We start from the raw sequence: 25,015 nt of genomic DNA on the forward strand, positions 1-25,015 counted from the left end.
AGTCCCGGCAGCCCCAGCCCCAGCCCCAGCCAAACATCAATCGGCGCATCTTCGCGCTGGCCCTGCCCACCTTCGGCCAGCTCATCGCCGAGCCCACGTTCATCCTCATCGACACGGCGATCGTCGGCCACATCTCCAACGAGGCGCTGGCCGGCCTGTCGATCGGCTCCACGATCATCCTGACCGCCGTGGGCCTGTGCATCTTCCTCGCCTATTCCACCACCGCGCAAGTGGCCCATCTGCTCGGCGCGGGCAAACGGCGGGAGGGCCTGCAGGCCGGCGTCGACGGACTGTGGCTGGCCCTGGGCATCGGCACGCTGCTGGGCGTGGGACTGTTCGCGGCCGCGGAACCGCTGTGCCGGGCGCTCGGCGGGCAGGGGGCGGTGCTGGATCAGGCTGTCACCTACACGCGCGCGATCGTGCTGGGGGCTCCGGGCATGCTGTTGGTGTACGCGGCCAACGGCATCTTCCGCGGCCTGCAGAAGGTGCGCATCACGCTGATCGCGGCGGTGAGCGGCGCTGTGGTCAACACGGTGTTGGAAGTGCTGTTCGTGATCGTGTTTCGATGGGGAATCTTCGGTTCGGGCGCGGCCACGCTGATCGCGCAATGGTACATGGGGCTGTTTCTGGTGGTGCCGGCCGTGCTGTGGGCGCGCGCCGATGGGGCAAGCCTCAAGCCCAGCCTGTCCGGCATCGCGCAGGCGGGCGGCGATGGCCTGCCGCTGTTCATCCGCACGCTGGCGATCCGCGCGGCCATGGTGGTCACGGTGGCGAGCGCGGCGCGCATGGGGACCGATGTGCTGGCCGGGTTCCAGGCGGTCAACTCGTCGTGGAACTTCGCCATGAACATGCTCGATTCGGTGGGCATCGCCGGGCAGACGCTGGTGGGCACGGCGTTGGGCGCGGGGGCAATGGCCGAGGCGCGCACGCTCACGCGGGCGACCGGCAGGGCGGGTCTGGTCACGGGCGCGGTGATCGGTCTGGGCTTCGCGGTGGTGGGCCTGTTCGCCGGCCACTTCTTCTCCCCCAGCCCGGCCGTCCAGCTGCTCGTGGCGGCCGGCATGGTGACCATGGGCGTGTTCTTCCCGCTGCAGGGCTGGATGATGGCGCTGGACGGCATCCTGATCGGCGCGCGCGACTACCGCTATCTGGCCGTGAGCTGCACGGTCACCGCGGTGGTCTACATCGCGATGATCCTGCTGCTGGCGGACGGGCTCACGCCCCTGCTTCCGGGCGATGCGGCGCGCACGGTGGCTCTGTGGACGCTGTTCAACGTGGTGCTGATGGGCGGGCGCGGGGTCGCCAACGGCCTGCGCGCCCGCAGCGACCAGTGGATGAAGGCCTGATGAGGGCCTAGCGGATCGCCTCGCGCGCCGCCGCGTACATCTGTCCCACGATCGCGGCCCTCCACTTGCTCCACCCGTAGCGTTTGGTGATCGCCTCGCCCGGCGTGGCACCCAGCGACGATCCGTCCGCGCGCGTCAGATCGAACAGCATGTCGAGCAGCACCGGATCGCCGCCCACCACGGCCGCCAGTTCATGACCCACCGCCGGATCGTTGGGATCGCGGCCGGTGGCGTATTCGGACAGGGTCAGATGCTCGCGCACCAGCAGCGTGGCCCATTCGATGATCTGCGGCGCATACCCCATGCGTCTCAAAATGTACGGCACGTGACGGGCGCCCTCGGCCGCATGGTCCGTGACGCCCGGGCGCTTGCCCAGATCGTGCAGGATGCCGGCGAGCAGCAGGGCCGCATAGTGGTCGTCGTCATACCGGCCGCCGCTCGGGCTTTCCCGGCCAAGGCGCGAAACCGCCTCGACCATGTGGCGGTCGATCGTGTAGCGGTGTGCGGCGGAGGCGGATGGGCGGTTGCGGATGCCCAGCCATTCGGGCATCCAGCGGCCGGGCAGATTGACGTAGTCGAGCTCCTCCCACGTGTTCAGGAGCGCCGGACCGGTGGCGAGCAGGCGGATGAACAGCGACCGGGCCTCGTCGTCCCACACCGAGTCGCGGATCGGGCAGCGCTTGAGGTTGAGCAGGGTGCCGGGGTTCACGGGCAGCTCGAACTCGCCGGCCGCCACGCCCGCGCGCAGGGCCAGATTCGGGTCCTTCGTAGGATCGGCGCCAGGCGCGAGCACGATCTCCCCTTCATGCTTGGCGATGCCCGGCGCGATCACGTCGAACTGCGGGGCCTCGCGCTTGCCGCCGGCGCGCGGCTGGAACATCTGGAAGAAGGCGAAGCGCGGCTTCTCATGCACCAGCGAGTGCTCGGCGCGGGATGCCGTGGAATCGAGCGCGAAGGCGATGCGCCGGCCCAGTCCGGCCAGCGTGGTCTGCAGATCGTCGATCGCCTTGGCGTCGCGCTCGGCCTGCGGCCAGGTGGGATCGGCCAGGCCCATCATGGTGGCCACCTGCGGCTGATAGGGGGCGAGCAGCAGGTTGGTGTCCTTCCTGGCTGTCAGATGGATGGCGTCGCGCACATCGAGCAGGCGCTCCACGGCATCGTCATAGGTGCCGTGCGGGCGATCGGCCAGCCAGGACGTGGCGAGCGCGGAGACGAGCACCGAATCGCGCAGGCCACCGCGGGCCTCCTTGATGTCCGGCTGGTTGACGTAGGCCATCAGGCCGAACTCGTCGAAGCGCGATTTGGCCGAATCGAGCAGCTCCGGCAGGCGTTTGCGCGCGGCCTTGCGCCATCGGGTGAGGATCGAGTTGGACGTCTCCTCGATCAGCCCGGTGTCGCCGGCGAGCGGAAGCACGTCAAGCCAGCCCATCGCGGCGGGCAGATCGGAGTCGGTGACGGCCTCGCACTGCGCGCGCGTGCGGATGGAGTGGTCGAGGTCGAGCCCGGAGTCCCACAGCGGATACCAGAGCTTGTTGGCGAGCATGTTGAGCTGCTCGTCGTTGAGGGCGTGGGAATCGTAGATGACCACCAGATCCAGATCGGAGCTCGGCCCCACCTGTCCGCGGGCCAGCGAGCCGACCGCCGCCAAGCCGATGCCCCCGTCCGGCACGCGGAAGGGCACGGCGTCCAGCGCCTGTCCCCACAGTTCTTTGAGGCACGACACGGCGAGATCGGTGCGCGCCTTGCGCTTGGCCGGACCGTTACGGTACACGCCGTCCGCATCGGGCTGGCTCATGTCCATGAATCGTTGCTTAAGACCGTCGACCGCACTGGCCACGGCGTCCCCTTTCCTATAACGGCAAATCGTCGCAATGCGCTGCAACAACAACGCTGCAACAACAACGCTGCAAAACGACAGAATCCCCGTGCACAACCGAGCGCACGGGGATTCCTGTCTCATTTACCCATTCCACGTTTCCGGATCATCCGGGGACCGGGAACGGGCGTCTGGTCAGATCGCGGCGGAACCGGTCTCGCCGGTGCGCACGCGGGTCACGGAATCGAGCGGGGCGACCCAGATCTTGCCGTCGCCGATGGTGCCGGTGCCCGCCGCCTTGGCGATCACACCCACCAGGGTTTCGGCGTCGGCGTCGTCGGAGAGTACCTCCACGCGAATCTTCGGGATCAGGTCGACGGTGTACTCGGCGCCGCGGTAGACCTCGGTGTGTCCGCGCTGGCGGCCGTAGCCGTTGGCCTCGGAGACGGTCAGACCGTGCACGCCGGCGGCCGCGAGGGCCTCCTTGACGTCGTCGAGCTTATGGGGCTGGATGATGGCGGTAATGAGCTTCATCTCACTTCACTTCCTTGAGAACGGAGCTGGCGGTGCCAGCGAAATCGTATGCACGCTCGCCCTGATCGGCCAGATCGATGCCGCCGACCTCCTGGGCCTCGGTGACGCGCCAGCCGAGGGTCTTCTCGAGGGCGAAGGCGATGATCGCGGTGATCACGCCGGAGTAGAGGATGGCCACGAGCGCGATGACGATCTGGACCACCAGCTGGTGCCAGTCGCCGCCCGCGAACAGGCCGGTGTCCTGGGCGAAGAAGCCGATCAGGACGGTGCCGGTGAGGCCGCCGACGCCGTGGACGCCCACCACGTCGAGCGAATCATCGTAGCCGAGCTTGAACTTGAGGCTGCAGGCGAGGCAGGTCAGGATGCCGGCGATGCCGCCCAGCACCATGGCCCACAGCGGGGAGACCACATCGGCGGCCGGGGTGATCGCGACCAGGCCGGCGACGATGCCCGAAGCGGCGCCCATCGCGGTGAAGTGGCCGGTGCGGATCTTCTCGGTGAAGCCCCAGGTGAGCATCGCGGCGCCGGTCGCGGCGGTGGTGGACATCCAGGTGTAGCCGGCGGTGCCGTTGGCGGCGAAGGCGGAACCGGCGTTGAAGCCGAACCAGCCGAACCACAGCAGGAAGGCGCCGAGCATGACGAACGGGACGTTGTGCGGGCGGATCGGGGAGACGCCGAAGCCCTTGCGCTTGCCGATGATCAGGACGATCACGAGCGCGGCCATTGCGGCGTTGATGTGGACGACGGTACCACCTGCGAAATCATGCGCGGCGGCGCCGAGGGCGGTGGAGATCGCGCCGTCCGGGCTCAGCAGGCCGTGGTTCCAGACCATGTGGGCCATCGGCGCGTAGTCGAAGGTGATCCACAGGGCCACGAACAGCATCCAGGTGCTGTACTTGATGCGCTCGGCCAGGGCGCCGGAGATCAGGGCCACGGTGATCATGGCGAAGGTGACCTGGAAGGCGACGTCGATGGAGCCCGGGTAGCTGGGCATGTCGTCCGAGACGCTGGTGAAGTTCGCCGGATCGTTGACCGCGGTGAACACACCGTCCTTGGCGACCATGGAGTCCTTCAGCAGGAATCCGGTGGCCGGGTCTCCGAAGATGCCGCCGATGCTGTTACCCGCGTAGGCGATGGACCAGCCCCAGAGGGTCCAGACCACGGCCGTGACGGACAGGGCCGCCGCGGAAAGCATCAGCATGTTCAGCACGGACTTGGCACGGACCATGCCACCATAGAAAAACGCCACGCCGGGCGTCATGAGGAAAACCAAGGAAGCGGACGTAAGCATCCATGCGGCATTGCCGTACGTTGCTGCGACTTCGGGCAACATGGCTACCTCCCTCTCTCTGTATCAGGCGCCGGATGGGTTCCGGCGAATTCACTTCTGCGACTTCCATTGCGGGAGCCAACACCGCAATGAAACGACCGCCGGGTTTCCGAGTTTGTTACATCCTGTTACGGGGTTGTTAAAGGGCTTGGGGCGACTGGGATTCGGGGCGCGTCGATTTCGGACGCCGAATATGAAACGCGGGTCCCGGCGCATGGTGCGCACTGGGACCCGCGTGCGGGGTTGTTCGGAACGCCGCGCGCCGATCGGCTGATCGAGTGATGGCCGAACAGCCGGCACACGATCGACCGGACGACGAGCGACGGGCCGCGAACTCAGGCGAGGATGCCGTCCACGAAGCCCTCCGGATCGAACGGGGCCAGATCGTCCGGTCCCTCGCCGAGTCCGACGAGCTTGACCGGCACGCCGAGCTCCTTCTGCACGGCGATCACGATGCCGCCGCGCGCCGAACCGTCGAGCTTGGAAAGCACGATGCCGGTGATGCCGATCGCCTCGGCGAACACTTTGGCCTGGGCCATGCCGTTCTGGCCCGTGGTGGCGTCCAGCACGAGCAGCACCTCGTCCACGGGCAGGTTCTTTTCGGTGACGCGACGGATCTTGCCCAGCTCGTCCATGAGGTTGGCCTTGTTCTGCAGACGGCCGGCGGTGTCGATGATCAGCACATCGGCGTCCGACTCCTTGGCGCGGGAGGCCGCGTCGAAGGCCACGGAGGCCGGATCGGCGCCATCCTTGTCCGATCGGACCACGGGCACGTTCACGCGGGCGCCCCAGGTCTCAAGCTGGTCGGCGGCGGCGGCGCGGAAGGTGTCCGCCGCGCCCAGGACCACCGACTTGCCGTCGGCCACGAACAGGCGGGCGAGCTTGCCGGCGGTGGTGGTCTTGCCGGTACCGTTGACGCCCACCATCATGATGACGGACGGCTTGTTGGCGCCGGGCTTGCTGACGTTGAGGCGGCGGTCGGTGTCCCGGCCCACCAGATCCAGCAGCTTGCCGCGCAGCATCTCGCGCACGGCGGCCGGATCCTTCTCACCGGTCACGCGAGCGTCGGCGCGCAGTTCGTCCACCAGCTGCTCGCTGGCCTCGGCGCCCACGTCGGCCATCAGGAGGGTGTCCTCCACATCCTCCCAGTCGGACTCGCTCAGATTGTCCTTGGTGAGGATGGAGAACAGGGCCTTGCCGAAGGGGTTGGCGCTTTTGGCGAGCTTGGCCTTGAGGCGGGTGAGGCGGGAGCCCACGGATTCGGGGGCTTCAGGTTTGGGGGCGGGCTTGGGCTCGGCCGGCTGCTGGACGGCCGGTTCAGTTGACTTGGTGGGCGCGGCGGGTTTGGCGGGTTTGGCGGGCTCGGACGACTCGGCAGGTTTGGCGGATTTGGCGGGCTCGCCGGGCTTGGCCGCCGCAGGCTTGGGCTGGGCCGCGGACTGAGATTTGGGCTGCGGCTTGGATGGTGCCGCGGCGGTCGTTGCGGCGCTTGGACGGGCCGCATCCTGACTCTTGCGCGAACGGTTCCAGAAGTATCCGGCGACGATCGCCACAACGAGCACGACGGCGACGGCGACAATCGCGATAAGGGTGTTGGTATCCATGCTTAAAGCCTATGGACGCCAAGGGACAGGCCGGATCGCGGGCTATCGCATTCCCGGCAGAGGTCATCACATGGGCCCGTCACAGGGCGCGGCTGTCGCGTCACGCGGCGCGGGTGAGACATCACCGGGTGCGAATCGCGTCACGCGGCGCGACCGCTCCCCGTGATGCCGATCGAAAAGCCTTGTGCCACAACGGTTTGCGAACCCCGTCACCCGGCGCGATCGCACCATGTGACGCAGTTCGCTCCCCGTGACGAGTCTTTCGCTCCCCGTGACGTTCTTCCCGGATTTCCGCGCATGCTCCGGCCGGATCGCGGACCGAGTCAGCCCGAACCGGATGGCGGCTCAGAGATTGGGATCGATGCCTGCGGGATGGTCCTCGGACGAACCGGACGAACCGGACGAATTAGACGAACCGGATGCGGCCGGGAAGGAAGGCGATGCGGCACGATCGGCGGAGGCCCCCACGGTACCCACCACGCCACCCGATCGCGCGGGATCGTCCACGGCATGCTTGGGCTTGCGCATCGAGCGCATCTCCACCACCGTGCTGTTGGTGATGTAGACCGGATTCTCCATGGTGCGTTCCATCGGATCCTCCGGCGGCACATCGCCCACCGGACGCGTGAGCACGGACTGCGGGGCGAAGGAGGGGACCATGCCGGCCGAACGCGGCGTACGCTCGTCCTGGGCGGGCTTGGGATCGGAGCGCTTCTTCAGGGATTCGGTGAACGCCCCGCTGTGCGACTCGCCACGCGCAAGACGCAACACGAACACCACGGCGCCGATCACCAACGCCAACCACAGAAGAATCGCCAAGAGCATACGTGATATTCTGCCAACACCCCATTACCGATCGACACCGGCGTTCCGCACTGCAACACGGCCTCCTTTGTCCCCGATTCCTGGCGTTCACATCGGCATTCCCGTCGAAAAATCACTGCGAAATCGGCATGGTCCGGGCATGCGGACGTGAAACAATGGAACGCATGGGTAATTCTTCGAGGATGACGTCGTTCCAGCGCCGGGAGCAGCTGATCGAGGTCGGTCGCGCGCTGTTCGCGGCCAAGGGCTTCGAGGCGACGAGCGTGGAGGAGATCGCCACGAACGCCAAGGTGTCCAAGCCGATCGTGTACGAGCACTTCGGCGGCAAGGAGGGCCTGTACGCCGTGGTGGTGGATCGCGAGATGCAGACGCTGACCAACGCCCTGGCCACGGCGCTGGCCGAGCCGAGCGAACACCCGAGGCAGATCGTGGAGCGCGCGGCGCTGACCCTGCTCACCTATATAGAGGAGCACACCGATGGCTTCCAGGTCCTGGTGCGCGATTCGCCGAGCACCGACCCGGCCGGATCGTTCTACTCGCTGCTGGGCGATGTGAGCATCCGCGTGGAGGACCTGCTCACCGAGGCGTTCAAGAAGCAGCACCTGCCCGCGCGTGGCGTGCCGTACTACGCGCAGATGTTGGTGGGCATGACCGTATTCACCGGCCAGTACTGGGCGGACCGCCGCAAGGTGGGCAAGGAGCAGCTGGCCGCCTACATTGTGGATCTGGCGTGGCACGGCCTTTCGCGGCTCTCCCCCAGGCCCGAACTGCGATACGAGAGCGAAAAGGCCCGCCGCGAGGCTTCCCGAGCCGCCGAGCGTGCGGCGAAGGAGACGGCACGGGATGCAACCCGGGAAGCACAGCGCAACGGGGTCGCGGACGCGGGTGCGGGCACGGCCGGCACGACGGCGGCTGCGTTCTCTGACGGCCCGGCAGCGGATGATGCCTCCGCGGCCATCTCCACCGTTTCCATCGTTTCCACGAAGCCGGTCCAGCCGTCGCAACCGGCCTCGCGAACGGCCAAGGACACGGCCGGCAAGGTCCGTCATACCGAAGGCCTTACGGATTCCGATCTGCTGTAACCGGGTCGGCCGGGCGGCCCGATGATCGGGTATCCGGATTGGATCGCCCGATGATCGGCCATCCAATCCGACGTCTCAGTCCTACCGTGCGACCAGCCAGTCGCGGATCCGATCGGCCGAGCCATAGGATGCCTGCGCACCCTGACCCGTGGCCGCATAGGCGGACACCGCGGAGGCGAGCCGGACCGCATCGCGCAGATCGAACTCGGCGGCGAGGCCCGCGAGCACCGTGCCCATGAAGGCATCGCCGCATCCGGTGGTGTCCACGGCATCCACCGCCACCGGATCGACATGCGATGCCACGCCGGAATCGGCGTCGAGCACCACCGAGCCCTCCGCACCCAGCGTGACGATCGCGCGCGGGAAACCCAGGGCGGCCATGCCGGCGAGCGCCTCCTGCCAATCGAACGCGATCCAACGGCCGTTGGCGGGCTCCTCCACGTCCAGCATCATGGCCATCTCGTGCTCGTTGACGAGCAGGATGTCCGTGGCAGCCACCAGATCGGCGGGCAGATCGTGCGCGGGCACGAACGGCGAGTTGTTGAGCAGCACGGTCACGCCGGCGTCATGGCACAGGCGGGCGGCGGCGGTCACCGTGTCGATCGGGCTTTCCAAGCATAGGCCGAGCACGCGCGCGCCGGTGAGGGCATCGCGCCGGGAGACAACGTAGTCGGCGCTCACCAAGGCGTTGGAGCCGGGCGAGTAGACGATCGTGTTCTCCCCGTGCGCATCCACGGTGATCACGGTGGTGCCGCTCGCGCCCTGCGCCCGCAGCACGTTGCACGTATCCACGCCGGCCTTGCCCAGTTCGCCGAGCAGGAAGTCGGCGTTGGCGTCGGATCCCACCGCGCCGAACATGCGCACATCGGCGCCGAGCCGAGCGGCGGAGGCGGCCTGATTGCCTGACTTGCCTCCGGGCAGAACGCGAAGGGGTCCGGCGGTCACGGTCTCGCCCGGTCGGGGCAGGCGTTCGGTGACGACCGTGTAGTCGGCGTTCATGGAGCCGATCACGGCCACGGGCGCGGAAGGTTTGCCGGCTGCGGCGTCCGCGGGGGTTGCGGCGGTAAGGCGATCGAGCAGGGCGATGAGCTCCGGGGCGTTCGCGGGCATCAGACGGCCTTCGGTGCGGGGTGGGCTTCGGCGGTGGCGGAGGCGGCGGACTGCGCGGTGCCAGCGGACAGTGACGTTCCGGCGACCAGGGCAGTCCCGGCGGCCAGGGCGGTGATGCGGCGCATGAACTCGTCCAGGAAACGCGGCACGTCCACGCCCACGGCCACCCGCGCGGTCTTGACCGGGTCGTTGAGCCGTGTGTTGTCGCCGATCGTGCGGCCGCGCGTGGGGCCTTCCAGATCGACCATCATGTTGATCGGCAGCGTGGTGGCCAGCGAGGGGTCGATCGCCGCGGCCACGGCGAGCGGATCGTGCAGGCCGCAGCCGCCCAGATGCGGGGCGATCCGTCCGTACGCGCCGATGTAGTAGTCGGTCATGTCCGCCAGGAATCGGCCGGCGGACGTATCCAAGGCGCGCCACTTCGCGGTTTCGCGCTTGGTGAGCAGCGTCTGCAGGGTCACGTCGAGGCCGATCATCGTCACCTGAGCGCCGGAGCGGAACAGCGCATCCGCGGCTTCCGGGTCCTGGGAGATGTTCGCCTCGGTCCACGCGTTCACGTTGCCGGGCACGGTGAGCGCGCCGCCCATGATCGTGATGTCGCCGATCCGCTTCACCGCCTGCGGGTCCCGGGCGAGCACGGCGGCGATGTTGGTCAGGGCGCCGGTGGGCACGTAGATCAGGTCGTCGCCATAGGTGTTGGCCGCGTCAATGATGAAGTCGACGGCCGATTCGCTTTGCAGGGCGCGGGAGGCGTCCGGAATCTCCACCTCGCCGATGCCGTTGTACCCGTGGATGCGGGCCGTGGAGTCGCTCACCGCGAACCCGTCGCGCGTGGTCGGATGGGACAGTCCCGGATAGACGGGCACTTCGGGGTGCCCGAGCAGTTCGGTGACGGCGAGGGAGTTGCGCACGCCCAGATCGACGGTCACATTGCCGTACGTTCCGGTGATGCCGATGAGCTCCACCTCGGGGCTGCCCAGCGCGTAGGCGATGGCCAGCGAGTCGTCGATGCCGGTGTCCAAGTCCAGAATGAGTTTCTTCGTCATATCAGTTCACGATACCGTGATTCGGGCGCGGCACGGCCGATGGCAGGGCATCCGTCCGCTTCCGTTCGCCGGACGTTCGTGCGGCGTTTGATTTCGGCGGGTGCGGCGGGTGCCGCGGGTGCTGCGCTGGGGCGATGGAACGGGGCGCTGCGCTGGGGCGCCAGGGCGGTACTGCTGGCTGGGCGGGAGGCACAGAACGCGAGCTAGACGGGCAACCCAACCGGGCTGATTGGGCGACTTCGCCGGCGATGGTACCAATTCTGCCAGCAACCGCCTCCCGTTCCGGGTTTGCTGGCAGATCTTGCACCCTACAGCCCTCGATGGCCCTCTAAGATGCAAGATCTGCCAGCAAGACGGCAACGCGGTTGACTTCCGGGCGGATTTTGCAGAAGATCGTGCGGCCGATCGTGCGGCCAAAGCGCTCAAGGCACCCCACCCGGATCACCCGCTGCAGCCGGTATTCCCCGCTGCAGCCGGGGCAGCCGATGTTGCCGATGCCGTCTCGGGGAAGTACCCGAGATTGGCCGCCGGAACGATGTCCAAACGGCCGACGAAATGATGTCGGAACAGCCAAGGCGTCCGGCGCGTGTCCGAAGTCGCATCCCATATGGAGTTTGGTGGTGATTTCGGACTGCGACAGCCCCTCCTGTGTCCGAATTCGCAACCACTTTCGGGAATGGATGCGATTTCGGACACGAGGCACCTCGATTGCACCTCGATTGCGTCTGAAGTCGCACCCATTTTCGGGAATGGTTGTGATTTCGGACGCATGGGGGTACAAGAGCATCCGCGCTCATGTTGTCTAATGTGCTTCTCCGAAGATGACTAGCGGCTACGAGAAAACCCTTGGAATCGGCTTGATTCCAAGGGTTTCGAGGTGCCCCCTGTGGGATTCGAACCCACAACCCACGACTTAAAAGGACGCTGCTCTAACCGTTGAGCTAAAGGGGCAACATACTTAAGATACACGCGATTGCCGGACATTCCAAATCGGCACGGGCAGAAGCCCGGGCGATGCGCAAGCAAATCATGCACAAACAAAGAGAAACCCGGCGGTGGGAAGCCGCCGGGCCAGAGAAAGGAAAGGAGAGAAGAAGAAAGGTTAAGTTGTTGCGGCTTCTGCGGCCGTGATTACATATAACCGCACGAATCGCAAAGCAACATGCGGGTTGACTGGGAATAAGCTGGGAATCCGGCGGCGGCGCATAGGATGCCCACCAACGCGGGCCGCAACGGGGAGCGCACACCGGACCACATCGCGGGTGCCGTGACGTGGTGTGTGACGCGGTGCGGGTTTGTGACCGGGAGTGTGACCTGGTGCGCCCACACCCGGTCACAGCCGCCCAGAAACGTTGGAAAATGGCCGATTCCAAGTCCCCGTGACGCGGGGTGTGCACACCTTGTCACGTGGCCACACACCAAGTCACACGCCCGGTCACGCCACACGCCAAGTCATACGCCACGTCACGGTCCGCATCATAACGGGCGTCAAAACGGGCATTTTCGTGGCTCAAACGTCCATTTCGACACCCAATCCACACACCACGCACCCGCCGCGCAGCTCAGAGCCGGCTGTCGTAGTAACGCCGGGCAAGCACCGAGATCACGCAGTAGAGCACCACCGCGCCCAGGAATCCCAGACCAACGTACATGAGCGGGGAGGAATCAAGGGCAGCGGACAGCGAGAACAGCAGGATCTCCATCGCCAGACATGCGACATACATGATCAAACCGGCGGCTTCACCGGCCTTGAGCTTGACGAGCCGCTCGCGCTCATCGTCGCGCGGCACGGGGATGGCGTATTTGCCCCTGCCGGACAGCAACCCGGCGATGATCATGAACGCCGCCGCCACAAGAGCCCACACCCCGGTGGCCGCCCAGCTGCGGAATTCCGCGCTCGTCCAGCCGTACCGGATGCCGCCGCCAATGGCCCACGACACACCCCACACCAGCAGCAACCCGGCAGCGGCGAAGAACTTCAATCGGGCGCGGAACCGCTCCTTCGCCGTGGCCTTTGCGGTGAGTTTGCCGGCGCGTTCGATCGCACGGCGCTCGTCATCGGTCAGCGGCCTGGGCCAGACGAAACCCGCGACGATCAGCGCGACGCCCGCCACGGCCAGTGCCGCGCAGATCGCGATCATCGCACCCCAGCCCCAAGGGAAGACCGAAGGGCGATCCATCAGGATGCCGAAGATCGTCACGGCCGCCATGAACAGCACGAAACCGCCGATGACCGGAACCGCACGCGCCACACCGCGCGCACCGGCCGCGGCACCGGAGACGGATCCACCGGGACCACCAGAGCCACCGGCATGATCGGGATTGACATTGTAGTTACGCATATCCATTCTCCTCATCGTCGATGCGTTTGTTCTCCTCGAGCTGGCACAGGTCCTCGACGGTGGTGCCGAACACCCGCGCCATGCGGTAGGCAAGCATGAGCGAGGGGTTGTACTGACCCTTTTCGATGGAGATGATGGTGCGCGACGATATGTACACCGCGTCCGCCAGCTCCTGTTGGGTGAGCCCCGCCGCCCTGCGATATTCACGGACCCTGGTCTTCATCGACCCGCATCACCGCCTTTCGTTTCAATGCCGGAATCTGAAGTTTGCTTCATGTGAAGTTAACTTCATAATATCGCACGGGACGATCGACGCGCAACCGCACATGCCCACTCGGTCCGCAAATGGCGTGACCGGGAGCGTGACGTGGCGTGTGACGCGGAGTGCGCGCGTGACCGGGAGTGTGACCGGGTGCGCCCACACCCGGTCACAGCCGCCCAGGAACGTTGGAAAATGGCCGATTTGAAACCGGTGTGACAGGGCATGGGCACACCCGGTCACAGGGCCGCACGCCGGGTCACACACCACGTCACGGCCCACGCCGCGTCACACACCCAGCCACACGCCACGTCACACCCCGCGTCGCAATGGGTGCCGAAACGGACACTTTTGGGCCCGAAAACGTCCATTTGGACACCCGGCATCAGGCCCGGGCACCCCGGCACCCGTCCCAGGCAAAGGAAAAGCCCGGTGGGAAGCCGGGCTTTGGAGAGAAGAGAGAGGAAGGGATTCAATTATTCGGGCTTTTTGCGGCCGTGACTTCATATAACCGCATGAACCGCAAAGCAACGTACGATTTACCTGAGAAACGTATGTGAATCCGCACCTCCGCACGCGCCCAATGGGAGTACTGTGGAACCAATCGGCGCAATGCCATCGAACCATGCAGGATCAACACGAGGAGCCATGCCATGATCAACGAGGAATACAAGGCGATGCTGGGCGGCAAGTCCGTCATCCGCGAACTGAGCGAGTACGCCACCGCGCGCGGCGCCCAGATCGGCTACGAGAACGTGTACGACTACAGCCTGGGCAACCCGTCCGTCCCCGCGCCCGAAGCGTTCACCAAGACCATGGTCGATCTGTACGAGCACGGCGATCCGGTGACGATCCACGGCTACTCCCCCTCGCTCGGCATCCCGGCCGTCAAGGAGGCGATCGCCGCCAACCTCAACGAGCGCTTCGGCATGGATTACACCGGCAACCACATCTTCCCCACCACGGGCGCGGCCGGCGCGCTGGCCCACGCGATGCGCGCGGTGACCAAGCCGGGCGACGAGATCATCACCTTCGCCCCGTACTTCCCCGAATACCAGCCGTACGTCAAGGGCACCGGCGCGAAGCTCACCATCATCCCGGCCGACACCGCGAACTTCCAGATCAACTTCGAGGCCTTCGAGGCCGCCCTGAACCCGAACGTCATGGCCGTGCTCATCAACACGCCGAACAACCCGTCGGGCGCGGTCTACTCGGCCGAGACCCTCACCCGCCTGGCCGCGCTTCTGACCGCCAAGCAGGCCGAATACGGGCACGACATCTTCCTGATCAGCGACGAGCCGTACCGCGAGATCGTGTTCGACGGCGGCACGCAGCCCTACCCGTCGACGTTCTATGCGAACACGCTCAGCTGCTACTCGTGGTCGAAGTCGCTGAGTCTGCCGGGCGAGCGCATCGGCTACGTGGCGGTGAATCCGGCGGCCACGGACGCGGATCTGCTGGTGCCGATGATGGGCCAAATCTCCCGCGGCACCGGCCACAACTGCCCGCCGAGCTCCATCCAGCTGGGTGTGGCCAAGGTGCTGGACAGGACCGCGGACCTCTCCGTGTACGAGACGAACATGAACCTGCTGTACGACGCGCTCACGTCCATCGGCTTCGAGGTGGTGCGCCCCGGCGGCACGTTCTACATCTTCCCGAAGGCGCTGGAGGACGACGCGGTGGCGTTCTGCATGAAGGCCAAGGAGCACGATCTGATCCTGGTGCCCTCGGACAGCTTCGGCGTGCCGGGCTACTTCCGCATGGCGTACTGCATCGACACCGAGAAGGTGAAGCGGTCCATCCCGGTGTTCGAAAAGTTCGCGCGCGAAGTGTACGGACTGTAGGCATCAGAACTTGGTGAGCCCCGACCTGCGGATGTGATCCTCCCACGCATCGGGCCTGGGCAGGGTGACGAGCTCCTTCATCGTCACGGCCGGCAGCGCGGACGCGACGATGCACAGCCCAAGTCCCAGGGCGGCGGGCATGTAGCCCCACCGCTGCATGATCACGCCGGACAGGAACGTGATCACCGGGGCGACGACCATCTGGATCATGCCCATGCCGGCGAGCATGCGACCCATATGCTCCTGGCTGATCAGCAGCGCCTGAAACCCATTGAGCACCGCATTGCCCGCCGGGAACGCCAGCACGGAAACCGCCAGAAACGCCATGCGCACGGGAATCCACGGGGTCAGGGCCGCACCGAGCGCCCCGATCCCCATAAGCGCGTAGAACAGGATGGCGATCACGCCGCCACGCACGCGCTCGATCACCGCCGAGGCGATCAGCGACCCGACAAGCACGCCCACCGACACCGACATGTTCATGAAGCCGGCCGACACCACGTGCGATGGATCGGAGCCGATCGACAGCACCGTGATCAGCAGGAACGAGTTGAAGCACGCGAACGCCAGCGCGCTCGACAGGATCAGGCGGCGCTCGAACCGTTCGCCCAGCAGCCAGCGGAACCCGGCAAGCATCCCACGCCAGTAATGCGGCGTGGACGATGCGGACTGCGACCGGGCGGCATCGGCTTCATCATCGGCAGGGGCGCGACCCTGCGCGTCGGTTTCGTCGCCGCGATGCCAGTACCGCGTGATCCGCAGCGACGCCACGGCCTCCAGCGCATTCAGCAGCGCGTTGGCGACGAACGGCACCCACAGACCACCTCCGATCAGCACACCTCCAACCGGGGCGCCGACCATATCGAGGGCCGCATCACGTCCATTGTTCAGACTCTGTGCCTTCGGCAGCAGCTTGTCCGGCACGATGCCGCGCAGCATCGCGTTGCTCGTGCCGCCCAACAGTCCCGTGCGCACACCCAGACACACCGCCAGCACCACCAAAACCGGATAAGCCAGCAGACCGGCCCATCCCAAGGCCGCGCATGCGCCGAACAGGATGACTCCGATCAGGCCGAATGCGACCATCAGCTTCCTGCGATCGTACTTGTCCTGCACCACGCCGCCCGGCAGCTTCAGCGCCGCGGACGCCATGCTCATGATCGAATCCAGCAGCGTCGCCCGAGCCGGCGACCCGGTCAGCGCCTGGGCGATCAGCGGCAATGCGAAATCCTGAATGCTCGTGGACAGCGACGTGCACGAATCCGCCACAAACCACTTGCCGTAATCGGTGCCCCGCCACAGTGAACCGGCGTCGTCTCCATCGTTCTTCACCGCGCTGTGACCTTCATTCTCCTTGGAGGCGTCACTCATACGTCATCATCTCCCACTCCGCGTTATACCCCCCACACGACGCAGCTCAGGGGGCGGGCTCAAACTGGGCAGATCGGGACGATTGGGGGATATGGAGCGACGTGGGCCGTGACGTGGGCCGATCGTGCCGGGTCACGGACAAGTCACGGGTCACCGGATCTGGGAGCAGGCCCTTCCCGATCATCCCGAGCACGCCCCTCATCCTGAGAGGAGCGAAGGATCCTTGACTTTGTGTGCAAATTAAGGATCCTTCGACTCCGCTACGCTCGCTCAGGATGACGGAAGGGAACCTCGTCATCCTGAGCGAAGCCCGTCAGGGCGGAGTCGAAGGATCCTTGGCATTACGCACAAAGCCATAGTGCAGAAGGCTAAGGATCCTTCGCTCCGCTCAGGATGACGGGAGGGGACTGCATCTGACGGAGTAGGAAGGCCGCATCCACCCAGGACGACGGGCAAAGGCCTACACGCGCCCTGCGTTTCCGGGCTGCATGGTCATACCGGGGAACCGGGCCTGCATGAACGCGTCGCCGTAGTGGCGCTCGAAGAAGCGCGCGGCCGGGGAGTCCTGCGGCAGACCGATCGCGCGGGTGTACCAGCAATCGTACGCCATGAGGGTCATGAGCCCGTCCACGAACAGGAACGCGAACAGCACCAGAGTGGCGGAATACCGCCATTTCCAGGGGATTCTGTTGATGAGCCGCAGCAGGGGCGGCAGCGCGACCTTGATCCACAGGAGTCCCAGCAAGCCCCAGAACATCATGTACTTACCGCTGGTGCGTCCGCCGATGGACAGCCACTGGCCGGTGTAGTCCCACGAGACGATGCCGAACGCCACCTCCAGAAACCAGCTGGAGCAGTATTCGAATGCGCCGCCGATCACCGCCGAGGCCAGATAGATGAGCACGGGGTTCATGCGGTACAGCCGATTGAGGCAGATGGTGAGGATGCACGCGCCGAAGCCGTAGATGGGCGACAGCGGGCCGTAGAGCATGCCCGCGCGGTTCATCCACGTGCCGGTTTTGAGACCCACGTAGAAGAATTCGATCACCCAGCCGGCCAAGCAACCCACGAAGAAGATCCAGATGATGTTGAAGAAGTCGAGCGCCGCATAGCCGCGCCCGCTCATGTCGCGGCCCACCATGCCACGGGCGAGGGCCCGTTCGTATTCGTCCCGCTCGTCCATGAGCCGCAGGGTGAGCTGCAGCCGCCGCTCCTCGCGCAGGCCCGGATCGGCGGTCACGGAGATCACCACCAGCAGCGCCTGCTGGGCCAGCGGGATGAGCAGCTGGGGGCCAAGACCCACCAGCGCAAGATCAAGCAGCCCGTTGAGGAAGGTCGGGACCATGAGCGCATATGCCCACCGGGCCACGTGACGACGGCGGTTGGTGAGGATGAACACGCCGAAGATCACCAGTCCCACCGCGTTCGCGAAGGTCACGATCGCCTGCACGATGGCGAGGATGAACGTGAGCGATGCCGGTTCGATATCCGGCAGCCAATCCAGACCGACCTTGATGCCGACCAGCACGATCATCACAATCGTCAGCGCGAACAGCAGCACGGTGATCACGCCATCAATGAGCACGAGCACGCCGTAGACGCGCGCGAGCAGGGGCAGGCGCTGGGCGTCCAGATTATCGGAAGCGTTGTTGGACGGACCGGCGTGCGGATCGTCCGGAGCGTTGCCGGACGGGCCGCCGGACGTGCCGATCGCCGCGTCGGCTGGCGTGTTGGTCACCGCGTTGGTCATGATTCCTCCCCTCGGACTCCAGCCATTCTATCGGGCACCGCATCCCTCAGCCGGCCCCCGAAGCCTGAGCCCGAAGCCAGAATGAGTAAATCGGATGCGGAGCGACAAATCCAAGCAGCGAATCACCCCATCACACATCCAATCCGCTCACTTTGCGCACCTCCGCGATCAGAATGAGCAAATCCGATGGCCTACAGCCGAAAAACCGCCGCAGGACAGCGAATCCGCTCATTCTGCTCCGAACCGGAATCAAAGTGAGCAGATCGAATGCGGAGCGACAAAAGCAGACAGCGAATCACCCCCGCCAGGCATCCGATCCGCTCACTTTGCGAATTCACACGGCCAGAATGAGCAGATCCGATGGGTAACCACGAACCCGAGCAGCGAATCACCCCATCACACATCCAATCCGCTCACTTTGCGCACCTCCGCGATCAGAATGAGCAAATCCGATGGCATAGAACCCAAAATCGGCCGCAGAACATCCGATCTGCTCAATCTGCGATTCCGCGGACGCAGAATGAGCAAATCCGATGGGTGGCACCCCGATGCACCCCGATGCACCCCGATGCAGCCCGGCGCAACCCGACGCGCACCCCACGCACCCACGCGCTCCGCCCCGCACCAAACCCCGCGCAACCAGACAATCCGCCCGATTCTGTCGCTTACCCCACAGCCGCCCGCATGATACGCTACACACGGCGTAGCGCTACGGATCACGTAGCGCCAAACTGTGCCCAACGGTACCAAACAGTGCCAAATGGCACCAAACAGCACGCCGGCATCATATCGGCTTTATCGCAAGGGGTTACGGCATGTACAACGTGTGGCGGATCGTCAGACGCGATGTTCTGCGCATACTGAAGGTGCCCGTCTCATGGGTGATCGTCTTCGGTCTGATCGGCATCCCGGCGCTGTACGCGTGGGTGAACATCGTCGGCTTCTGGAACCCGTACAACAACACGCGGGCGATCACCGTGGCCGTGGCCAACGAGGACGAGGGCGCCACGAACGCGGTGATGGGCGAGCTGCATCTGGGCGACCAGATCGTCGATCAGCTCAAGGCCAACGACCAGCTCGGATGGACGTTCATGAACGAGACCGAGGCGATGCATGCGGTGCGCGCGGCGGACGCCTATGCGGCCATCGTGATCCCCAAAGACTTCAGCAGGAACATCAGCGACCTGGTCACCGGCGGCGGCGAACGCCCGCAGATCCAGTACTACGTCAACGAGAAGGCGAACGCGGTGGCCCCCAAGGTCACGGATGTGGGCGCGACCACGCTCGACCAGACCATCAATTCCACTTTTGTCTCCACGGTGAGCCAGACGATCGCGGGGCTCGCCAACAATGCGATCACGCAGGCCGGCCAGACCGCGGACGAGGCGCAGCAGTCGATCGCCCAGGACACCGATCAGGCCCGCGAAAAGGTCACGGGACTCAGAACCAGCCTGGCCGAACTAAACGAGAAGCTGGGCAAGACGCCGGCCAAGATCGAATCGGCCCGCCAGTCCATCGCCACGGCCGGGCAGGTGGCCAACGAGGCCGCGGACGCTCTGAACGGCGGATCCGATCTGATCGTCAACGCGCAGGGTTCGGTGGGCTCGTTCGCCGCCAACCTGGGCACCACGCTCGACCACGGCTCGCTGCTGCTCTCCCAGGCCTCCTCCGGGGCAAATCTGGGCGTCAATGCGATCAGCGGCGGGCTGGTGGAGGCCCAGCACCACATCGGCTTCGCCATCACCACCGGGCAGGCGGTCACCAAGGCCAACAGCGAGCTATTGTCCCAGCTCGAGGCGCTGAACCGCCCGGAGCTGGCGGGGCTGATCGCCAAGCTCAAGACGGAGAACAGCCAGGCCGCCGGCACGCTCAACGATCTCAACACGCTCAACAACGACGCGACCGCCGTGACCACGAATGTGTCCAACACCGCGAACGCGCTCAACACCGCCACGCAGACCACGCTGGCGGCCATGGGCGGCTCGCGCGACACCCTGTACGCCTCCGTGCTGCCGCAGCTGTCCGAGGGGCTGATCGGGCTGGCCGGCGCGGGCAGCGGGCTTTCGGCCACCATCTCCAGCCAGCAGTCGCTGATCGCGCAGACCACCACTGTGCTCGACCAGCTCGACCGGACGATCGCCACCACGCGCGAGGCCTTGAAGACCACCGACGCCAATCTGGCCACGCTTCAGAGCCGTCTCGAAACCGTGTCCACCGACGTGAACGCGCTATCCGGATCCGCCATGCTCGAGCAGCTTTTCGGCCAGAACGGCACGCTGGACGTGGCGAAGATCGCCGACTTCATGCTCTCCCCCACCGTGCTGGACACCCAGACGCTGTTCCCGCTCAACTCGTACGGCAGCGGCATGGCCCCGCTGTTCACCGACCTGTCCATGTGGGTGGGCGCATTCGCGCTGGTGGTGATCATCAAGCTGGAGGTGGACGACGAGGGGCTTGAGGACCTGCATCTGACGGCCACGCAGCGCTATATGGGCCGATGGCTGCTGCTCATGCCCATGGCCGTGGCGCAGGCGCTGCTGGTGACCGCGGGCGATCTGATCCTGGGCGTGCAGGCCGTGAGCGCGCCGATGTTCATGCTCACCGGCGTGATCTCGTCATTCACGTACCTGAGCCTGATCTACGCGCTGGCCACCACGTTCCAGCACGTGGGCAAGGGCCTGTGCGTGCTGCTGGTGATCGTGCAGATCCCGGGCGCGTCGGGCCTGTACCCGATCGAGATGATGCCCGATTTCTTCCGCCGGGCGTACCCGCTGTTCCCGTTCACGTATTCGATCGACGCGATGCGCGAGACGATCGGCGGCTTCTACGACGGCGCCTGGCTGCGCCACGTTGCCGCGCTCATGGTGTTCGTGGCACTGTCCTTCGTGCTGGGAATCGCGGTCCGGCCGTATCTGGGCAACCTCAACCGACTGTTCGCCCGGCAGATCGAGGAGAGCGACATCATCGTGGGCGAGACGTTCCACACGCCCAGCCACGAGTACAAGCTCTCGCAGGCGATCGAGGCGCTGGCCTCGCACGACGCCTACCGCGCGGCGATCGAGGCGAGGGTGGCCCGGTTCGCGGCCCTCTATCCCAAGCTCAAGCGCGGCGCGCTGGTGGCCGGCATCGCGGTGCCCGCCGTGTTCGCCGTGGTGTTCGGCATCAACACCGAATGGAAGCTCGCCGCACTGGCCAGCTGGATCATCTGGCTGCTGCTGATCATGGGCTTCCTGGTGGCCGTGGAGACCACCCGCGACCGCCTTGAGCGGCAGATGCGCCTGGGCACGCTGAGCGACGAGGCGATCCGCGAGCTCATCTACGCGAACGAGCGGGAGCGTCACGCGGCGAAGACGGCCAAACTCGCCCGAATGGCGGCGAAGGCCTCACGGGCGGCGGGGGCGCGGAAGACGGGAACACGGACGAGGAACGGCAAGGGAGGCCACGCGGCATGAGCAAAGTGTTGAAGCTCTTCGCGAGCGATGTGCGGCGCATGACCAGCAACATCGTCTCGATCATCGTGCTGATAGGACTGACGGCCATCCCCTCGATCTTCACGTGGTTCAACGTGGCGGCCAGCTGGGACCCGTTCTCCGCCACCGGCAACCTCAAATTCGCCGTGGCCAGCGAGGACGAGGGCTATGCGAGCGATCTCATGCCCATGAAGGTCACCGTGGGCGACACGGTGCTGAACGCCCTGAGGGCCAACAGCCAGCTCGACTGGGTCTTCACCACGCCCGACCAGGCGATCGACGGCACCAAGTCGGGCGAATACTATGCGGCCGTGGTGATCCCCAAGGACTTCAGCCGCAACATGATGACGTTCTTCACCGACGACGCCCAGCACGCCACGATCACCTACTACTCCAACGACAAGAAGAACGCGCTGGCCCCCAAGGTGACCGGCCAGGGCGCCGACCAGGTGTCCGCGCAGGTCAACCAGATCTTCGCGCAGACGATCGGCAACGTGGCGCTGAGCCTCGCGCAGGGGCTCGTCAACCAGCTCGGCCAGCCGGAGGCGCAGTCCAGGCTCACCGCGTTCAACAACAACGTCTCCTCGATCGCGGACGACGTGGACGGTCTGGTCGCCACGCTGGACGCCTACGACGGCATGCTGGACGCCTCGTCCACGCTGATGGCCAGCTCCTCGTCGCTGCTCGCGCAGGCCTCCTCCGCGGCCTCCGGGGCGCAGAGCGACGTGGACGCGGCCAAATCGTCCGCCACGGACATCGCCGGGGCGGTCAAGGACGGATCGGGCACGGTTGCGGCCGCCCTCGAGGCGAGCGCGCAGAGCTTCGGCGCGGTGGGCGCAAGCATCGACCAGCTGTACGATTCGGCCGGCAAACAGGCCGGGGATACGGCCACGGCGATCCGCAACCAGGCCACCAACGTGGATGCGCAGATCGCCGAATATCAGGCCCTGCGCGATTCGTTCGCCGCGCTGATCGACAGGATGCCCGCCGACGCGCAAGCCCTCGCGCGGCCGCTGCTGGACCGCTTCGACACGACGATCGAACGGCTCAAAACCCTGCGTGACGGGCTGAATCTGGCCGCGAGCGCGATCGACGCCGGCCGCGCGGATGCCGATCAAGGCCGCCAGAACGTGAAGGATCTGGCCGCGCAGGCCAAGCAGAGCGTGTCCGATTTGAGCACCGGCTATGCGAATGATCTCAAGCCGCAGCTCGACCAGCTCGCCTCCACGGTGTCCGGCGCGGCCGCGAAGCTCGCCGGCACATCGGGCGATCTCGACGCGGCCATCGCGGACCTGACCAGCACCGCCGATTCCGCGTCCGCCAAGCTCGCGGACATCCGCACCGGCCTGACCGATGCCAAGACCAAGCTGACCGACGCGTCCGCCAAGCTGCGCGACTTCTCCGGCAAGCTCGGCGCCGCGCTCAACGGCGGGGACATGGAGCAGGTCAAGGAGCTGCTGGCCGACACCAGCCCGGAGGACTTCGCCGCCGAACTCGCCGCGCCCGTGACGCTCAACCGCAACGCGGTGTTCCCGGTGGCGAACTTCGGCTCGTCGATGGCCCCGTTCTATTCGGTGCTCTCCCTGTGGGTGGGCGCGCTGCTCATGGCCGTCACGCTCAAGCCCACGGTCTCGCGCAAGGTGCGCGAGGAGTGCGGGGACCCGTCGAACGCGCAGATGTATCTGGGCCACTACGGCATCTTCGGCCTGATCTCGCTCATGCAGAGCACGTTCCTCAACGGCGGCAGCCTGCTGTTCATGCATGTGCAGGCCGTGCACCCGTTCGCGTACATGTTGAGCGGCTGGGTGACCTCGCTGGTGTTCAGCTTCTTCGTGTACACCATGCTCGCCGCGTTCGGCAACGTGGGCAAGGCGATCGGCGTGATCATGCTAGTGATCCAGGTCTCCGGCGCGAACGGCGCCTTCCCGCTGCAGGTGCTGCCGCCGATGTTCCGGCTCGCAAGCCCGTTCCTGCCGGCCACGCACGCCATCCGGGCGTTCCGCGCCTCGATCGCCGGCATCTTCGAGAACGACCTGTGGCATTCGCTGGGCGCGCTGCTACTGTTCGTGCCGCCGCTGCTGCTGCTCGGCCTGGTGCTGCGCAAGCCGCTGATCCGGTTCAACACATGGTACGTGGAGAAGGTCGAGACGACCAAGATCCTGTGATCGCGCATGCGGTCTTCGGGATCGAAGTCCAGCGGGACATTCCGCGGAACTTCCCGTGGGAGTTCTCGCGGACAATCCGCGGATATTCCGCAAACAAGGAGGGGGAGAATATGACGGCCGCAATCGCACGGCCCCGCGGGGCCAGGACCCGCGAGGCGACGGACCGCAAGATCATGCGGGCCGCCATGCAGATCGCGCTGCAGCGGGGCATCGCCGCGATCACGATCGAGGAGGTGGCCCGGCGATCCGGCGTGGCCAAGACGACCATCTACCGCCGGTACGCCAACACGAACGATCTGCTGCGCGGACTGAGGAATCTGGGCGTGCCGGACGATGCCGAGCTGGAGGTCATGGAACCCACGCGCGGCAATCTGGAGCGGCTGCTGCAGGGCGTGGTGGAGCGGTTCCGCGCGGGGATCGGCGTCAAGACCGTGGGGATGGTGCTCGCCTCCGACGACGAGTTCTTCCATCATGTGGTGGACGCGGTGGTCCGGCCCGAGGAGCGGCGGTGCATGGTGTTCATCCAGCATGGCATCGACGCCGGGGTGTTCCGATCGGACGCGGATGGCCGGTTCCTGTTCGGCACGGCGATCGGCTCGATGGTGGCCTGCGAGGCGTTGCGCGGCGCGGTGGACGATGATTGGCCGGCGCGTATGGCGGAGCTGATCTGGCCCGCCATCGCGGCGTAGGTCAGCCGGCTGCCGTCATCCTGAGTCATCCCGTCATCCTGAGCGGAGCGAAGCGGAGTCGAAGGATCCTTCGTCATTTCGCACAAAGTCAAGTGCGGTAATTTTGTGCGAAAGTTTAAGGATCCTTCGCTCCGCTCAGGATGACCAAAGAGGACTGCACTCCGCTCAGGATGACGAAAAGCGAATTCCCCGTCATCCTGAGCGAAGCCCGTCAGGGCGTAGCCGAAGGATCCTTAACTGTCTGCACTATTGACTTAGTGCGGAATGGTGAAGGATCCTTCGACTGCGCGCTAACGGTGTCCGGCTGCGCCGGACCGTCGCCGCCTTTGCGGCGGCTCGACCGCAACTGCGGACGGCCTACGGCCGCAGCATTATTTGCTCACTGTCGTTCGCCCTCGCCTGCGAACGCCGCCGGCGTTCGCTTCACGGCTC

Annotated in this window: 17 protein-coding genes, 1 tRNA gene and 1 pseudogene; 6 read left to right on the forward strand and 13 right to left on the reverse strand. The window is 65.9% G+C overall.

Annotation, left to right across the window (positions count from 1 at the left end):
• Positions 1-35 precede the first annotated feature (35 nt).
• Positions 36-1,346 carry an MATE family efflux transporter gene (locus tag EMO90_RS05820; protein WP_223849791.1) on the forward strand — a complete coding sequence of 437 codons (1,311 nt, stop codon included), beginning with the start codon at positions 36-38 and terminating at the stop codon, positions 1,344-1,346.
• Positions 1,347-1,353: 7 nt separating this feature from the next.
• Here the strand turns inward: EMO90_RS05820 and EMO90_RS05825 are convergent, their stop codons facing one another.
• The 5 genes from EMO90_RS05825 to EMO90_RS05845 form a co-directional block, all read right to left on the reverse strand.
• Positions 1,354-3,183, reverse strand: a complete 1,830-nt coding sequence (locus tag EMO90_RS05825) for a [protein-PII] uridylyltransferase family protein (protein WP_150354423.1) — start codon at positions 3,181-3,183, stop codon at positions 1,354-1,356.
• A gap of 174 nt (positions 3,184-3,357) precedes the next feature.
• Complete coding sequence (locus tag EMO90_RS05830; RefSeq protein ID WP_150354424.1) at positions 3,358-3,696, reverse strand: P-II family nitrogen regulator; 339 nt, start codon at positions 3,694-3,696, stop codon at positions 3,358-3,360.
• 1 nt (position 3,697) lies between these two features.
• A complete protein-coding gene (locus tag EMO90_RS05835; protein ID WP_150354425.1) occupies positions 3,698-5,029 on the reverse strand; it encodes an ammonium transporter in 1,332 nt (443 codons plus the stop codon).
• Positions 5,030-5,361: 332 nt separating this feature from the next.
• On the reverse strand, positions 5,362-6,630 hold the full coding sequence (ftsY, locus tag EMO90_RS05840) for a signal recognition particle-docking protein FtsY (protein WP_150354426.1): 1,269 nt from the start codon (positions 6,628-6,630) through the stop codon (positions 5,362-5,364).
• A 345-nt stretch (positions 6,631-6,975) separates the two neighbouring features.
• Positions 6,976-7,455, reverse strand: a complete 480-nt coding sequence (locus EMO90_RS05845; protein ID WP_150354427.1) for a hypothetical protein — start codon at positions 7,453-7,455, stop codon at positions 6,976-6,978.
• Positions 7,456-7,637: 182 nt separating this feature from the next.
• Between EMO90_RS05845 and EMO90_RS05850 the strand changes: the two genes are divergently transcribed.
• Positions 7,638-8,537: a TetR/AcrR family transcriptional regulator gene (locus EMO90_RS05850; protein WP_190972050.1), complete on the forward strand. Its 900-nt coding sequence runs from the start codon at positions 7,638-7,640 to the stop codon at positions 8,535-8,537.
• Positions 8,538-8,618: 81 nt separating this feature from the next.
• On the opposite strand, the gene EMO90_RS05855 is transcribed toward EMO90_RS05850, so the two are convergent.
• The 6 genes and pseudogenes from EMO90_RS05855 to EMO90_RS05880 form a co-directional block, all read right to left on the reverse strand.
• Positions 8,619-9,647, reverse strand: coding sequence for a ribokinase (locus EMO90_RS05855; protein ID WP_150354429.1), 1,029 nt, complete (start codon positions 9,645-9,647; stop codon positions 8,619-8,621).
• Positions 9,648-9,748: 101 nt separating this feature from the next.
• A pseudogene (locus EMO90_RS05860) lies at positions 9,749-10,693 on the reverse strand (nucleoside hydrolase); the annotation flags it as partial.
• Between the two features lie 328 nt (positions 10,694-11,021).
• Positions 11,022-11,300, reverse strand: coding sequence for a hypothetical protein (locus EMO90_RS05865; protein WP_150354431.1), 279 nt, complete (start codon positions 11,298-11,300; stop codon positions 11,022-11,024).
• A 271-nt stretch (positions 11,301-11,571) separates the two neighbouring features.
• A tRNA-Lys gene (locus EMO90_RS05870) sits at positions 11,572-11,644 on the reverse strand.
• 611 nt (positions 11,645-12,255) lie between these two features.
• Positions 12,256-13,035 carry a hypothetical protein gene (locus EMO90_RS05875; RefSeq protein WP_150354432.1) on the reverse strand — a complete coding sequence of 260 codons (780 nt, stop codon included), beginning with the start codon at positions 13,033-13,035 and terminating at the stop codon, positions 12,256-12,258.
• Complete coding sequence (locus tag EMO90_RS05880; RefSeq protein ID WP_150354433.1) at positions 13,028-13,258, reverse strand: helix-turn-helix transcriptional regulator; 231 nt, start codon at positions 13,256-13,258, stop codon at positions 13,028-13,030. Before EMO90_RS05880 ends, EMO90_RS05875 begins: the two co-directional genes overlap by 8 nt.
• Before the next feature lie 689 nt (positions 13,259-13,947).
• Here EMO90_RS05880 and EMO90_RS05885 point away from each other — a divergent pair.
• On the forward strand, positions 13,948-15,138 hold the full coding sequence (locus EMO90_RS05885) for a pyridoxal phosphate-dependent aminotransferase (RefSeq protein WP_150354434.1): 1,191 nt from the start codon (positions 13,948-13,950) through the stop codon (positions 15,136-15,138).
• 3 nt (positions 15,139-15,141) lie between these two features.
• Here the strand turns inward: EMO90_RS05885 and EMO90_RS05890 are convergent, their stop codons facing one another.
• Both EMO90_RS05890 and EMO90_RS05895 read right to left on the reverse strand, forming a co-directional pair.
• On the reverse strand, positions 15,142-16,509 hold the full coding sequence (locus EMO90_RS05890) for an MFS transporter (protein ID WP_150354435.1): 1,368 nt from the start codon (positions 16,507-16,509) through the stop codon (positions 15,142-15,144).
• Between the two features lie 460 nt (positions 16,510-16,969).
• Positions 16,970-18,259: a putative ABC transporter permease gene (locus tag EMO90_RS05895; protein WP_150354436.1), complete on the reverse strand. Its 1,290-nt coding sequence runs from the start codon at positions 18,257-18,259 to the stop codon at positions 16,970-16,972.
• An 815-nt stretch (positions 18,260-19,074) separates the two neighbouring features.
• On the opposite strand from EMO90_RS05895, the gene EMO90_RS05900 reads away from it, so the two are divergent.
• From EMO90_RS05900 to EMO90_RS05910, 3 genes are all read left to right on the forward strand, one after another.
• The gene (locus tag EMO90_RS05900) at positions 19,075-21,711 is read left to right on the forward strand and encodes a YhgE/Pip domain-containing protein (RefSeq protein WP_150355107.1); all 2,637 of its coding nucleotides are present in this window, start codon (positions 19,075-19,077) and stop codon (positions 21,709-21,711) included.
• Positions 21,708-23,894 carry a YhgE/Pip domain-containing protein gene (locus EMO90_RS05905; protein ID WP_150355108.1) on the forward strand — a complete coding sequence of 729 codons (2,187 nt, stop codon included), beginning with the start codon at positions 21,708-21,710 and terminating at the stop codon, positions 23,892-23,894. Before EMO90_RS05900 ends, EMO90_RS05905 begins: the two co-directional genes overlap by 4 nt.
• Before the next feature lie 110 nt (positions 23,895-24,004).
• Positions 24,005-24,583 (forward strand): TetR/AcrR family transcriptional regulator, encoded by a 579-nt coding sequence (locus tag EMO90_RS05910; protein WP_150355109.1) that lies wholly within the window; start codon positions 24,005-24,007, stop codon positions 24,581-24,583.
• The last annotated feature ends 432 nt before the right edge of the window (positions 24,584-25,015 follow it).

The sequence above is a fragment of the Bifidobacterium vespertilionis genome (assembly GCF_008698145.1).
GTDB classification, from domain to species: domain Bacteria; phylum Actinomycetota; class Actinomycetes; order Actinomycetales; family Bifidobacteriaceae; genus Bifidobacterium; species Bifidobacterium vespertilionis.

Bases quoted from the DNA above. Each gene is read 5' to 3' on its own strand.
- EMO90_RS05830 (WP_150354424.1), bottom strand. From the start codon at position 3,696: ATGAAGCTCATTACCGCCATCATCCAGCCCCATAAGCTCGACGACGTC.
- EMO90_RS05835 (WP_150354425.1), bottom strand. From the start codon at position 5,029: ATGTTGCCCGAAGTCGCAGCAACGTACGGCAATGCCGCATGGATGCTT.
- ftsY (WP_150354426.1), bottom strand. From the start codon at position 6,630: ATGGATACCAACACCCTTATCGCGATTGTCGCCGTCGCCGTCGTGCTC.
- EMO90_RS05845 (WP_150354427.1), bottom strand. From the start codon at position 7,455: ATGCTCTTGGCGATTCTTCTGTGGTTGGCGTTGGTGATCGGCGCCGTG.
- EMO90_RS05850 (WP_190972050.1), top strand. From the start codon at position 7,638: ATGACGTCGTTCCAGCGCCGGGAGCAGCTGATCGAGGTCGGTCGCGCG.
- EMO90_RS05855 (WP_150354429.1), bottom strand. From the start codon at position 9,647: ATGCCCGCGAACGCCCCGGAGCTCATCGCCCTGCTCGATCGCCTTACC.
- EMO90_RS05865 (WP_150354431.1), bottom strand. From the start codon at position 11,300: ATGGGATGCGACTTCGGACACGCGCCGGACGCCTTGGCTGTTCCGACA.
- EMO90_RS05875 (WP_150354432.1), bottom strand. From the start codon at position 13,035: ATGCGTAACTACAATGTCAATCCCGATCATGCCGGTGGCTCTGGTGGT.
- EMO90_RS05880 (WP_150354433.1), bottom strand. From the start codon at position 13,258: ATGAAGACCAGGGTCCGTGAATATCGCAGGGCGGCGGGGCTCACCCAA.
- EMO90_RS05885 (WP_150354434.1), top strand. From the start codon at position 13,948: ATGATCAACGAGGAATACAAGGCGATGCTGGGCGGCAAGTCCGTCATC.
- EMO90_RS05890 (WP_150354435.1), bottom strand. From the start codon at position 16,509: ATGAGTGACGCCTCCAAGGAGAATGAAGGTCACAGCGCGGTGAAGAAC.
- EMO90_RS05895 (WP_150354436.1), bottom strand. From the start codon at position 18,259: ATGACCAACGCGGTGACCAACACGCCAGCCGACGCGGCGATCGGCACG.
- EMO90_RS05900 (WP_150355107.1), top strand. From the start codon at position 19,075: ATGTACAACGTGTGGCGGATCGTCAGACGCGATGTTCTGCGCATACTG.
- EMO90_RS05905 (WP_150355108.1), top strand. From the start codon at position 21,708: ATGAGCAAAGTGTTGAAGCTCTTCGCGAGCGATGTGCGGCGCATGACC.
- EMO90_RS05910 (WP_150355109.1), top strand. From the start codon at position 24,005: ATGACGGCCGCAATCGCACGGCCCCGCGGGGCCAGGACCCGCGAGGCG.